The sequence below is a fragment of the Acidipila rosea genome (assembly GCF_004339725.1).
GTDB classification, from domain to species: Bacteria; Acidobacteriota; Terriglobia; order Terriglobales; family Acidobacteriaceae; genus Acidipila; species Acidipila rosea.
Map to the genome: position 1 here is coordinate 437,913 of NZ_SMGK01000002.1, position 13,826 is coordinate 451,738.

Genomic DNA, 13,826 nt, shown 5'->3' on the forward strand with positions numbered 1-13,826 from the left:
CTCAGTGCGCCTCCTCTAGCGGATCGTTATGACGAACATCGAGGCCATTCTTCTCCCGGCGACCGTGTACGACCAGGTAAACAGCAGGTACCAGGAAGACCGTCACAGCCACTGAAACAGCAAGACCGCCGATGATCGCGCGAGCCAGCGGAGCATACTGCTCGCTGCCTGCTTCAAAACCGAGCGCCATGGGGATCATGCCCAGCAGGGTTGCCAGCGAAGTCATCATGATGGGTCGCAGACGCACCTTACACGCCTGCACGGTCGCTTCGAGCAGAGGCAATCCCTGACCATGCAGAATGCCTGCGAACTCGACGATGAGAATGCTGTTCGACACAACGATACCGGTCATCATGATCACGCCCATCAGAGACATGATGTTGAGCGTGCTGCCCGTAATCAGCAGGGTTATCAACACCCCAGCCAACCCCGGAGGAATCGCCATCAGAATAATGAATGGATCGATGAACGAGGTGAACTGGGCCATCAGGATCAGATAGACCAGCAGCACCGACACGACAAGTCCCAAGCCGAATTTCTCGAAAGCGTCCTTCATGCTGACGACCGCGCCGCGCACCGTGATGCGAGTGTTGCGATCCAGTTTCTGCTGCGCGATCAGCTTCTGAATATCCTTGTCAATCCCTTGCAGCGCCTCCGATTTGGTCGATACATAGATATCGATCACTCGTCGGATCTGGTAGTGATCCACTTCGGTTGGAGTATTGATCTCCTTGATCTGCGCCACCGATTGCAGCGGCGTATATCCGGTGATGTTTGCTCCACGCAGAGGAATATTCTTGAAGTCCTCCATGCTCATGTGTTGAATATTGCGGTTGAAGTACTGCACCGTGACCATGTAGTTGTTGCCGGTCTTGGGATCGATCCAGTAGCTTGGCGCGATCATGCCGCTGGAAGTCATTGCTGTAATAACGTTATCGACCACATCTTCCGCCGAAAGCCCAACTTGGCTTGCGCGTTCACGATCGATATTCAGCGCAAGACCTGGATAGTGCACATCCTGGGGAATGAAAACGTCATTCACGTTTGGCATCCGCTTGATCTTGTCGGAGAGTTTCTCGGCAAGCGCGTATGCTCCGTCCATATTCATCGAGCTGATCTGGATATCGATCGGCGCAGGCAAGCCCTGATTGATGACGGAGTCAACCAGACCACCGCCTTGAAAGTACGTGGTGAGCTCCGGCATCTGTTGAGAGAGCTTACGACGCACCATGTCCATGTATTTGTAACTGCCGATGGAGTGATCTTCCTGCAGGCTTGTCTGCACAAATGCCGTGTCCATCGAAGCATTGCTGGTGTAGATCGAGGAAAGATCAGGATAGACGCCGATGTTCGAGACGATCATGTCCATGTCTTTGGGACGGACAGTGTCGCGAATGATCTTCTCCACCTTCGCGACATAGTCGTTGCTCACTTCAAGCCGCGTGCCGCTTGGCATTCTCAGGTTGATCACAAACTGCCCTGGATCAGTGCGCGGGAAATAAGCTCTTCCGAGAAACGGGAAGAGCAGAGCCAGAACCAGAACGATGCTGCCCAGAATGACCGCCGCAGTGAAGCCCGGCCGCACCAGCACCCGCTTCGCCAGCGATTCATAGCTATCCAGAAAGTGCTGGAAGTATTCATTGAATCTGGCAACGAAGCGATCGAACCACGAGCGCTTCTTGTGTTCCTCACCCTCTCCATGGTGCAGGTTGATGAAGTTGGCGCAGTAGAGCGGCACCACCGTCATTGCGAAAATGTAGGAGGCAAAGATCGAGAGCACAACACCGAGCGCCAGCGGAGTGAAGATGTATTTACTGACGCCGGTCAGAAATGTAACCGGGAAAAATACGATCGAGGTCGTGGAAGTTGCGGCCAGCACGGCAAGCGAAACTTCCATGCCGCCCTCTTCGGCTGCTTCGTGTGGCGGCTTTCCCATTTCCATAAATCGGAAGATATTTTCAAGCACCACGACCGAGTCATCGATCAATCGAGAAAACGCCAGCGCCAGTCCTCCCAGCAACATCGTGTTGATCGAGCCGCCCATCGCGTTTGTGATGAGCAGACAGACCAGCGCCGACAGCGGAATGGACAGCAGCACCGCAAACGTTGCGCGCGGGCTCCCCAGGAAAATCAGAATCATCAGACCGGTAAGTCCAAGGCCGATTGATGCTTCCTTGATGAGGTTCTTGATTGCAAGTTTTACGAAGATGGATTGGTCGAACACCACCGCAGTCTTGAGCGATGTAGGAATGTCGACCAGGTTCTTGATCGCTTCCTTCATACCGTTGACGATGGTGATGGTATTACTATTGCCGCCCTGCTTCAGCACGGGCACATAGACCGAGCGCTGTCCATCGATGCGCACAATGTTGTACTGCAGCGCGCCGGAGTCTTCCGCTTTTCCTACATCCGCTACCAGCACTGAAGAGTTGCCGACCGTCTTCAATGGCATAGCGTTCATGCCTTTAGCGCTGCCAAATTGACTGTTCGCGTAGATGTTGTAGTCTTTGCTCCCGATACGAACGTCACCTGCCGGCAAGATCAGGTTGGAGCTGTTCACCGCTTTTACAACATCCATCAGGCTCAGGTTATGAGCTTCCAGCTTCTGTGGATCGACATAAACCTGAATCTGCCTGTACGTACCGCCAAACGGCTGCGGCACCGATGCGCCCTGCACATTCGAGATCTGGTTTCTTACTTGGAACTGCGCCAGATCCTTGAGTTCCGTTTCGTTCAGCCCCTTACCTTTCAGGGTCACCAGGCACACCGGCATACTCGATGCGTCCATGCCAAGCACCACAGGCGGCAAAGTACCGGGAGGCAATCGCCGAAGATCGGCCATTGCGAGGTTTGCGATATTACTTAGAGCCGAGTTCGGATCGGTGCCCGGCTTGAAGTAAATCTTGATGAGACTAACGCCTGTCAGAGAACGGGATTCACTATGATCGATATTTGCGCCGAGGGTAAAGAATCGTTCAAAGGTGTCGGTAATATCGGCTTCGATCTGTTCTGGTGGCATACCGTTATAGAACGTCGCCACCACCACGACTGGCATCTTGATCTCAGGAAACAGATCGACCGGCATGCTCAGGATGTTGACCACTCCAATGAGGGCAACAACCAGGCAGAGCATGATGATGAAGTACGGGTATTTAAGGGCAAACTTAGGCATCTACTCCGCGCCTCCCGACTCCGTATTCAAGTCGATCATGCTGCCGGCTTCGTGCATAATGTCGTTGTTCGGTGAGGGCGCAAGCTGCGGATCGACCGTCTCGCCGTGTTCGTATTTGCCTTGGCCGCCATCAATCACGCGATCGCCTTCCTGCACGCCGCTCTTGATCTCAACCAGGTGAGAGCCTGCGATGCCGACCTGCACCACGCGCTTCTCAACCTTGTTCTGCTGGTTGACCACCAGCACTACCTGATCGTCACCCTCCTTCATCACGGCCTCAACAGGCACCGTGAGAATGTTGGAATGGTGCGCCAGCTCCAGCATGGTGTTTGCATACATTCCCGGAGTAAGGGAGAGGTCTTTATTCGGAACATCGATTTCCGTTTCCATCGTGCGCGTGTCGAGGCTGACATTGCGGGTAAACCGCACAACCATGCCGGTAAAGGAGCGGTTGACCGCATCCACCCTCACCTGCATCGGCTGCCCGACATGCACGTAAGCCACGGCGCTCTCCGGCACCGGCACCCGCAGACGAAGCAGGTCGCTCTGAGAAACCTTGACCACCGGCAGGCTCTGTACTTCAGAAGATGTCCCGGCCTGGATCAACGCGCCTGTATCGGCATAGCGCCAGATCACAACGCCGTTCAGCGGAGAGACAACATGGGTATAGTCATTGAGGTCGTTGACCCTCTCGCGGTTGGCGCTCGCCATTGCAGCCTGCTGCTTCGCGGCAGCCAAGGCCGACTTCGCAGCGTCAATCTGCGCCTCGGACGAAAGATCCTTCGCCTGGGCATTGTCCAGCTCCTGTTGCGCGATCAATCCTGGCTGCGCCTTGGATGCCGCGATCAGGCGCGTGTAATCGGCGTGAAGGGCTGCGTGGACTGATTCCGTGCGCTGCACTTCGTGAGTTTCGCGGGTAATCTCTTCGCGTGCCCGCTGTGCTTCGGCAACCGTCTCCTGCAGTTGGGCATTGAGTTCCGGCACCTCTAGGATGGCCAGCGTCTCGCCCGCATGGACCTTATCGCCGATATCGACATAGATGTTTTTGATGTAGCCAGCTACCTTGGCGTGGACATCCACCACCTGATAGGGCTGGAACTGACCCGCCAGGGTCAGCACATGTTCAATGGCGCCGCGCTTAACCGCTACCACCCTGGCTGCAGGTGTACTCGATGGCCTTTCAGCCGCACTGGCCTTCGATTCGTCTTTTTGATGGCCTTTATAGAGCACCAGCACTACAGCAAGGACGACGACAACGATGCCGATCCAGATCAAGGAAGATCGCTTCCGCATAGTCAGAACACCTTCTTCGAAATTTCTATTGGGGCCAAGGCGCAGATACACTGATCCCGCCAAAGCATGTATTCATGGGGCGGCGCATGGATACACCACTCCCTGCGCCAGATATCTGAAGAGATTTTTAGAGACGGGTAGGCGGAGGACGGTGAAACAGGGGCGTAACGCGGAGATAGGACTTCTGAGGGACGAGGGACTCCGAAGCCTGCCAGTTCCGGAACCGCACCATCATTGCAATCGTCGCAATCAGACTCAACAGCGCAACAAAGGACTGTGCCGGAATCTCGGGTACGGGAGGATGACTCTCCGGGCGTTGCACGCTGGGAGCTTTATCTCGTTCACGATCTGTCAACAGCTTGGCAGCTGTCATGTGATGTGAAGAGGCTTGCGGGGGATCGTACAAGGAAAGCTTATACCGCAGGCCCCAGAAGAAAACCGTCACTCCCAACAGGATGAATGCCGCTGAGAGCATTCGTATACCATGTCGACTTGGAAGGAAGCGATTCATCTACGATTTTTCTATCCGGTAGAGCGGGTTAGCAACCCACGGGAAAAAGTTCTCTGTTCATTGATAGCAGAAAGCACTCAAAGGTTAGCAAAAAATATCTTATCAGTGAAATATTTTTTTTTATAACAAGCCGTTCATCTCCCCGTTAGACGAACAAAGCCATTGGAAACAAGTGAGTTAGCCGCGATCTCGCGAATAGGTTTCGTGATTTCAGGTTACATCAGAAAAGCCCGTTTGTCTTCTAGCCCGGTTGCGAGCGTTCAAAAAACCGCTCCATGAATTTCGTATCGAAGTCCCCGGAACGAAATTCTGCATCGGCAAAGATGCGTCTGTGCAAAGGAATCGTAGTATGAATCCCCTCTACGACGAACATATCCAACGCCCGCTGCATCCGGTTCATCGCCTCTTCCCGGTTCTTTCCGTGGACGATAAGCTTCGCAATCAAGGAGTCGTAGTAGGGCGGCACCACTCCCTCGGCATACTGCGCCGTATCCACGCGAACTCCATTTCCCCCCGGAATATTGAACGCCGTAATCTTACCGGCAGAGGGGGTAAACTTCTCGGGATGCTCTGCATTGATTCGGCACTCGATAGCATGGCCACGCACAGTAAGAGGCTCGGTCAGGATGCTGGATAGCTTTTCGCCGGATGCAATTCGAAGCTGCGCCTTTACCAGGTCAATGCCCGTCACCATCTCCGTGACAGGGTGCTCCACCTGGATGCGCGTATTCATCTCGATGAAGTAGAGCTTGCCATCTTCATCCATCAGGAACTCGACGGTTCCCGCATTCTGATAACCCACATGCTCAAGAGAGCGCTTCAGCGTCTTGCCTATCTCCTCGCGCATCTTGGGCGTCACCTGCAAGGAGGGCGACTCCTCGATCAGCTTCTGGTGGCGCCGCTGAATCGAGCACTCGCGCTCGCCGAGCGAAAGCACGTTGCCGTGCTCATCCGCCAGCACCTGGAACTCAATGTGCCGGGGCCGCTCGATAAATTTCTCCATGTAGAGATCGCCGTTGCCGAAGGCATTGGCAGCCTCCGTGTGCGCAGCCTGAAACAGTCCAGGCAGCTCCGCTTCGGAACGGATAACGCGCATGCCGCGCCCACCCCCGCCAGCTGAAGCCTTGAGGATCACCGGAAAGCCCACTGTGCGAGCCCACTCGATCGCCTCACCCTCGCTCTGGATGACTCCTTCTGAGCCAGGCAGAATCGGCACCTTGGCCTTCTTCATAGCCATGCGCGCTTTTTCTTTTTCGCCCATCAGTCGCGTCACTTCAGGCGGCGGTCCAATAAACTTGATGTTCGACGCGCGGCACACTTCTGCGAAATTTGCATTCTCGCTCAGCAGCCCATAGCCGGGATGGATCGCATCCACGTCTGCAATCTCCGCAGCGCTGATGACGGCCGGAACGTTCAGGTAGCTCTCTGCCGAACGCGGCGGTCCAATGCAGATCGCTTCATCGGCGAAGCGAACATGCAGTGAGTTGCGATCCGCTTCGCTGTAGACAGCGACGGTGCGGATGCCGAGTTCCTTGCAGGCGCAAATGACGCGCAGGGCGATTTCGCCACGGTTGGCGATGAGGACTTTACGAAGCATAATTACCTTGGCCGCACCGCGAAGAGAGGCTGACCGTACTCGACTGGCTGGCCATTCTGCACCAGACGCCTGACCACTTCACCCGCGACGTCGGCCTCTATCTCATTCATGAGCTTCATCGCTTCGACAATGCACAGCACCTGGCCATTTTCAATCTGGTCACCGGCCTTCACGAAGGCGGCCGTGCCGGGAGAAGGCGACTCGTAGAACGTGCCGACAATGGGCGACTTGACGATATGGAGTCCGGCGTCTTCGCTGGCCGCAGTCTCTGCTGGTGAAGGGGTCGCCGCAGGCGCAACGTGGGAATGCGCAGGAGCAGCAGTCATCTGGTGTGCCTGCGAGGCAGCCAGCAGATGGCTGAGATTGGCACTCAACGCGGGCATGTCGACCGCGCCCTGCTGCTGCGCGAACTTCAGGCGCACCTTCAAATCGCCCCGCTCCAGGTCGAATTCGCCTATGTTGTTGTCTTTGAGGAACTCGATGAGTTCTTTTAACTCTTTGATCTCTTCCGGATTCATTCTCTTCTCACTCGTGCCCGACTGCTCTACAACTCAATCAGCGCTTTTGAAGCTGGCGTCAGAATCCTGCCGCCGTCTTCTGTAACCAGCACCATATCTTCGATGCGGATGCCGTACCTGCCCGCAATATAAATTCCGGGCTCGATGGTAACGACCATGCCTGGCTCAAGAACCTGCCGCTGCCCCTGCGCCAGCCGGGGTGTTTCGTGTATCTCCAGCCCCACGCCGTGCCCCGTGGAGTGGGTAAAGAACTTTGCCAGCCCTGCGGCCTTCAGCACGCTGCGAGCCGCCTCATCCACCTCGTCGCACGTGGCGCCCGGCTTCACGGCACTGACTCCAGCCTGCTGCGCCTCGAGGACAGCGTCGTAAGCTTCACGCTCAGCCCGGCTGACCTCACCCAGATGAACTGTGCGCGTCATATCCGAGCAGTAACCATTGAGGATAACACCGAAGTCTAACGTAATGAAGCCGTTCGCCGGAAGCTTCTGCTCTGTCGCACGTCCATGTGGGAGTGCCGAGCGGCTGCCCGATGCGACGATCGTCTCAAAGGACATCGCCTCTGCACCCATTTTCCGTGCCAGGTATTCCAACTCTGCCGCTATCTCCATCTCTGAGACGCCGCTCTCGATCTTCGGCAGCAGCTTGTCGAAAACATCACAGCCAAGCTGCGCCGCCCTCTCCATCAGTGCGATTTCAGCGGTATCCTTCCGCTCCCGCAGCTCCCCGACCAAGGCGCGCTTCGCAGGGACGAAAAAGCCTCCTCGCACCTCCTTCTTCATCACAGCAAGCTGTGCGACGGTCGTGCTGGACGGGTCAAAAAACGCGTGGCTCACGCCGAGCTTTCCCAGCGCCGTGCAGGCTTCCTTCAATGCAGATTTAGCGGCGATCACCACTCGTGCGCCACTGGTCTCTTCCTTCGCCTGCGTCGTGTAGCGGCCGTCTGTATAAAGGGTCGCGCGCCTGCCGGTCACCACCAGCGCGGCGTTCGAGCCGGTAAACCCGCATAGGTATCGAACATCGGGGAGCGCTGTAATCAGCATCGCTTCCACCTTCTGCTCGCTCATTTTTCTGCGCAGTGCGCGTAGCCTTGCAACGTGATCCATCATTGCAGTTGTATCATTTTCGCGGCCTTCTCCACACCCACGGATACACCGCCGTCATGAGCAGCATCGCCATAGCGCCAATCGCCGAAAGCGTAAAGGATGAGCGCAGCGAATGAAGGCTGGTAGAGAGCTGCCCTTCGAGCCACGTGAAGACCGCGCCCCCAAAGCCGGCGAAGGCAAATACCCATCCGAGCCGGCTTCGCCCGTTGCTGCGGCTGACCACCGCCGAGACTCCCAATGGGAAAACGGGCGCAAGCGCAAAGCCGGCAACGATCGCCGCTGCGGCGATCCCACTGTAACTTCCCGCCAGCCGCAGCGACACGACCGCGACGACCGCTGCTGCGCTGGCCGAGACATGCAGGACAAACTCGCTCGTAGCCCGCAGCACCACCGGCGCCAGGGCACGGCCCATCAGCAGCGCTCCCCAGAACAGAGAGGCAACATAAGGCGCGATCCAAGCGTGATGGCCAACGGACGAGCGTTCCGCAAACTCCGTAACCCAGTTCCCGATGCTGCTTTCAATTCCAACATAGAGAAACAGCATCATCGCGAAATAGGCGCGCAGCGAAGTGTCGCTCGCGGACTGTACCCTTCGCGACGCATTTCCCTGCATTCCGTGCAGCAGGCGCATGGACAACACCAGCGAAAGCGCGAAGAGCACGGCCAACGTGAGAAACATTGACCTGATCGCTCCATGCACTGACAGCACCCTCACCAGAGCCGGCGCAAGCATAGCGCCCACCCCCCAGCTGAAGTTGAGCAGTGAAAGCGCGCCGCCGCGTCGGGTGGGGTAGACCTCGGAAATAAGCAGGCTGGTTGAGGTCATCGCCAGTCCGATGCCGCCGCCGATCGCGGCAAAAGCTGCTGACGCCATCGCCCTGCTGTCCAGGCTCAGCAGCATGAAGCCTGCACCGGCAAGCAGGTAGCCAAGTCTGACCGTCTTCACCCGACGATGGGCTACGAGGACCGCACCCATCGCCGAAGTCAGGAACTGCATAGCCACAAGCGTGCCAGCATAGGCGTCCGACAGGAGCCACTGCCGGGTGAAAATTGGAATGAGAGCTCCGGGGAGCGCCGTCGCCAGTCCCGATAGAAAGAAGCCGAAGTGCAGCAGCAGAATCGCCTGCCGGCCACGCTCTACTCTCTCTGAGATAGGTTCCTGGGTTATCTGCATCGGCAGGGTCTGAATCTGGTGTTCCGCGGCCTTCCCGGCAGCGCCATAGGATCGGCGAGCTGCCGCCCAGCTGCTTTCCGGGCACCGTGGACTCTACAATACTCGAAGATGTTTACCCGCTTCCATCGCACGGTGTCTACGATTCTAGTCTTCGCAGCGGCGCAGACGCTCTCTGCGCAACTCCCCTCGTCCCCGTCTCCCCAGGACTCCGACCTCGCGGCCATCCATCAGTTACTCGACGAGGCCAGGTTTGCGCAGGCCGAACCCGCACTCCGTACTTACGTGGCGACCCACCCGCTTTCAGCCGAAGCCAAATACCTGCTCGCCGACACGCTCTTCAGAGAAGACAAGCCGAAGGAATCGCTGACGGCCTACACCGAAGCGGCGAAGCTCCGCACCCCCAGCCCGTCTGACCTCCTCAACGTTGGGCTCGATTATGTGCTTCTCAACGACTATCCGGACGCTGACAAGTGGATCACACAATCGGTCAAAGGCAATCCCCTTGACGAAAATGCCTGGTACAGTCTTGGCCGCATCAAATATACGGACAACAAATTTCACGACGCTCAAAGCTGTTTTGAAAAGGCGCTGGAGCTTGCTCCCCGCGATGTGCGCGCGGAAAATAACCTCGGCCTGACCTACGAGGGACTCAACGAAGAGGATAAGGCGGTCGCCGCCTACCGCACAGCCATTGCCTGGCAGCAGAACTCCGCCCATCCCAGCGAACAGCCTTTGCTGAACCTCTCAATCATTCTCATCGAGCGCGAGAAGTATGACGAAGCGCTCCCCTTACTTACGCAGGCCAACACCATTTCGCCGCACGACCCCCAGATTCATACGCAACTGGGCCGCCTCTATCTCGCCCAGGCTCAGTACCGCAAGGCACAGGCTGAACTCGAAACAGCCATCCAGCTTTCACCCGGGGTCGCTGCTACTCATTTCCAGCTCGGCCAGGTTTACCGGCATGAAGGCGAGACAGAGAAGGCCAAGGCCGAGTTCGCCACCGCCGCCTCTCTCAATGGCACCCACTCCTCCCCGCAGACGCAATGAGGTAAGACCACGATGGGACGGCAGGCGAGTCCGCCAATCGTATATCCCCGACTTTTCCCTTACTTTATCCATATTTCCCTTTACTCTTGACCGCCGACGCATGCAATGAGTTAGAGTAGTCTCCCGAGTGGTCATGCCACTCGCCTACATGACCATGCTCAAAACCACTCTCCTCGCCCTCGCCTTTTCCTTTGCGCTATCCGCCTGCGCGCAAGACACCCGTCATGTCACTGAACCGCATATTCCACCCGCCTGCACGGTCTTAAGAGCGAAGCTCGCCGCTCCAGCCGGCCAGTTGAGCCCAGCCGATGAACAACGCGAAGATACTGCCAGAATCCAACTGGCAATTGACCATTGCGCCCCCGGCAAGGCCGTCAAGCTTCGCGCGGATGGCGCTCGTTTCGTCTTCCTCAGCGGTCCGCTCACGCTCAAAGCTGGCGTCACCCTCGACGTAGAGGCGAAGGCCGCCATCTTCGCCTCACGCAACCCGCGCGACTACGATCTCACGCCCGGCAGCTGCGGCGTGGTCAACGAGCGCGGCCACGGCTGTAAGCCGCTCATCACCGTCAACAATGCCCCGGGCAGTGGCATCATGGGCGATGGCTCAATCGACGGCAGAGGCGGCGCCACGCTCCTCGGCCAGAGTGTGACATGGTGGGATCTCGCGCACACTGCCAAGATTACGGACAAACAGCAGAGCTGCATGCGGCTTATCGTTGTAGAACACTCCGACAACTTCACGCTCTATCGCATCACCCTGCGCAATTCCCCCAACTTCCATGTGGCCGTCAATCGGACCAACGGCTTTACTGCCTGGGGTGTCAGGATCATGACGCCTAAGACTGCGCGCAATACGGATGGAATCGATCCGGGCTCATCAACGAATGTGACCATCACCCATACATATATCCACACCGGTGACGACAACGTCGCCATCAAGTCAGGCAAAGCAGGCCCGGCAACGAACATGTCCATCCTCGACAACCACTTCTACACCGGTCACGGCATGTCCATCGGCAGTGGAACGGACGGCGGCGTCAGCCATATCCTGGTGCGCAATCTCACCATCGACGGTGCGGATAATGGAATCCGCATCAAGTCAGACCGCAGCCGCGGCGGCCTCGTCAGCGATGTCACCTACCAGCATGTCTGCATCCGCAACACGAAAAATCCGCTGGTGTTTACGCCGCTCTACACTACTTTTTCCGGTGATCGTCTGCCTGTCTACCGGGATATCACTCTCAACGACGTCAACATTCTCAGCCCCGGCGCTTACACATTCCTAGGCCTCGATGCTACCCACAAACTCGGCATCACGCTCCACGATGTATTTGCCGATGCGCAGGATCAATCGAAATTTACTGCCGCCGATGCCGACATCACGATCTCTGGATCCGGAAATCTGAGACCCGCAGGCAAGAATGTAACGGTCACAGGAACGGCCTCCCCCGGCAGCGCACCAGCCTGTCAGTTTGTTCCGTTTCCTGATCTCTCCACGGCACCAGAGGCGGCGCAAACCGTGCAGCCTGAGGACAAAACGCTCTACGTTGCCGCCGACGGTACGGGCGACTTCTACTCCGTCGAGAAAGCCATCGAAGCCGCACCGGAAACAGGCGGAGCATTAGTTCTCGTCGCGCCGGGAACCTATCGGGAGGTGCTTAACGTCAACAAACCCCACATCACCCTCAGGAGCGCCAATCCCGATGCGAGCAGGACAGTCATTGTGAACGATCGCAGCGCCGGGACTTCAGGCGGCACGCTGCATTCGGCCACAGTCAATGTGAGCGGCGACAACTTTCTCGCGGAGAACATCACCTTCGAGAACGACTTCAACAAGACACATGAACAGATACCCCAGGGCTCACAGGCGCTGGCCCTGCTGGTGCGCGGCGACCGCGCCGTCTTTCGGAACGTACGTCTCCTTGGCAATCAGGACACCCTCTACACAGGCAGCCGCAACTGCACGCCCGACGGCAGCCCCTGCACTCCGGCGCGACAGTTCTTTTCTCATTGCTACATCGCAGGAAATGTGGACTTCATCTTTGGGGACGGCAAGGCCGTCTTCGATCACTGTGAAATCCACAGCACGCCCCACTCTGAGGGCTTCATCACCGCGCAGGCAAAACATTACCCCGGCGAAGATTCCGGCTTTGTCTTTGACCACTGCACGCTGACTGCAGATCCGGGCACAACAAACGTCTACCTGGGCCGCCCCTGGCGGGATGATGCGACTGTCATTTTTCTGAATACGGAGATGGGCGTGCACATCAACGCCGCAGGCTGGCGCGAGTGGCATCCAGGCGAAACACATCGGCTTGAGACTGTCTACTATGCCGAATACATCTCCAGTGGCGCCGGCGCTCATCCAGGCGAGCGAGACCCCCACGTGCATATGCTCTCGGCCCAGCAGGCGGAGCAGTTCTCTCCGCAAACCTACCTGCGCGGAGCCGATGGCTGGCAGCCTGCGGCTAAGCCTTAGCCGCCTCCGCCATCTTGCTCCGGCGCGGCTTCTGCTGGGCGCGTTTGCTGCTCATCATCGCCCGCTCGTTCACCTGCGCCGTCTCCGCCATGCGCAGGTGGCGCTCCATCGCGTCGCGAGCCTCGACTGCCTTCTTAGCCCGAATCGCGCGATAAATCTCGCGGTGCATCTCCGCCGACTGCTTCAGATCCCGCGAGCGCTCAACTGTCTTGCGACGTTCGTCATAGAGCGTCCCGGTGATGGTCTCCATCAGCGACGCCAGAATCGGGTTGCCGCTCGCCTCTGCGATCGTCCGGTGGAAACGAACATCGTGGATCAGGTACTCATGCGGATCGCTGACCGTCGCATACATCTCCGCGACCTCCTCGGCCAGCGCGCTGTGATGTTCTTCCTTGCCGCGCTCTGCAGCCAGCGCTGCTAGGCTCCCTTCGAGAATCAACCGCGCCTCGAACAGCTGCCACGGCTTGAATCCGTGAAGGACACCCATCAGGCTCAGCGAAGACTTGCTCACCACGGGCGGTCCATCGGCGACAAAGGTGCCGACTCCGTGCCGGACATTCAGCACTCCCATCGCCGCCAGGTAGCCGATTCCCGCCCGCAGGCTGGCCCGACTGATCTTCAGGTCCTTGGCAAACTCCCTCTCCGGCGGAATCTTGTCACCCGCGCGCAGAGACCCATTCTCGATCAGGGTGCGAATATGGTTCACCACCTGGGTTGTCAGGTGGACTTCGTCGTTTACAAGCTCAGGATCTTTGCTCATTTCGCTACTCATGGAAGAGGAAAAGAATCAGCACTGCGAGCTTAGCACTCGTCGACGCAGTATGCTGCGAAAGATTCGCATAGGCTCTTGACGCCTCTCCCTTTCTCTAGGCTAGACTGTTGCTCAGTGGTCTGACCTCACACTTCACGATGTTCGCCACACACTCCGG

At 57.6% G+C, this 13,826-nt stretch carries 10 protein-coding genes; 2 read left to right on the forward strand and 8 right to left on the reverse strand.

Translation table 11 applies throughout. The annotated features are described in order from the left end of the window. Position 1 precedes the first annotated feature (1 nt). The 7 genes from C7378_RS06940 to C7378_RS06970 all read right to left on the reverse strand — a co-directional run bounded on the left by C7378_RS06940 (position 2) and on the right by C7378_RS06970 (position 9,368). Complete coding sequence (locus C7378_RS06940; RefSeq protein WP_131993889.1) at positions 2–3,172, reverse strand: efflux RND transporter permease subunit; 3,171 nt, start codon at positions 3,170–3,172, stop codon at positions 2–4. Next, a complete protein-coding gene (locus C7378_RS06945) occupies positions 3,173–4,465 on the reverse strand; it encodes an efflux RND transporter periplasmic adaptor subunit (RefSeq protein ID WP_131993892.1) in 1,293 nt (430 codons plus the stop codon). It abuts the gene before it with no gap. Between the two features lie 127 nt (positions 4,466–4,592). Next, positions 4,593–4,838, reverse strand: coding sequence for a hypothetical protein (locus C7378_RS06950; protein ID WP_131993895.1), 246 nt, complete (start codon positions 4,836–4,838; stop codon positions 4,593–4,595). A 379-nt stretch (positions 4,839–5,217) separates the two neighbouring features. Continuing rightward, entirely contained in the window at positions 5,218–6,573 is a 1,356-nt protein-coding gene (accC, locus tag C7378_RS06955) for an acetyl-CoA carboxylase biotin carboxylase subunit (RefSeq protein ID WP_131993898.1), read from the reverse strand. A gap of 2 nt (positions 6,574–6,575) precedes the next feature. After that, entirely contained in the window at positions 6,576–7,091 is a 516-nt protein-coding gene (gene accB, locus C7378_RS06960; protein ID WP_131993901.1) for an acetyl-CoA carboxylase biotin carboxyl carrier protein, read from the reverse strand. A 26-nt stretch (positions 7,092–7,117) separates the two neighbouring features. Further along, positions 7,118–8,197: a M24 family metallopeptidase gene (locus C7378_RS06965; RefSeq protein WP_341539128.1), complete on the reverse strand. Its 1,080-nt coding sequence runs from the start codon at positions 8,195–8,197 to the stop codon at positions 7,118–7,120. Between the two features lie 10 nt (positions 8,198–8,207). Further along, on the reverse strand, positions 8,208–9,368 hold the full coding sequence (locus tag C7378_RS06970) for an MFS transporter (protein WP_131993904.1): 1,161 nt from the start codon (positions 9,366–9,368) through the stop codon (positions 8,208–8,210). A gap of 108 nt (positions 9,369–9,476) precedes the next feature. Here C7378_RS06970 and C7378_RS06975 point away from each other — a divergent pair, with 108 nt between their 5' ends. Next, positions 9,477–10,418: a tetratricopeptide repeat protein gene (locus tag C7378_RS06975; RefSeq protein ID WP_131993907.1), complete on the forward strand. Its 942-nt coding sequence runs from the start codon at positions 9,477–9,479 to the stop codon at positions 10,416–10,418. Positions 10,419–10,551: 133 nt separating this feature from the next. Then, positions 10,552–12,897 carry a pectinesterase family protein gene (locus tag C7378_RS17650; RefSeq protein ID WP_165876694.1) on the forward strand — a complete coding sequence of 782 codons (2,346 nt, stop codon included), beginning with the start codon at positions 10,552–10,554 and terminating at the stop codon, positions 12,895–12,897. On the opposite strand, the gene C7378_RS06985 is transcribed toward C7378_RS17650, so the two are convergent. Then, the gene (locus tag C7378_RS06985) at positions 12,887–13,657 is read right to left on the reverse strand and encodes a FadR/GntR family transcriptional regulator (protein ID WP_131993909.1); all 771 of its coding nucleotides are present in this window, start codon (positions 13,655–13,657) and stop codon (positions 12,887–12,889) included. The genes C7378_RS17650 and C7378_RS06985 overlap by 11 nt on opposite strands. Positions 13,658–13,826 lie beyond the last annotated feature (169 nt).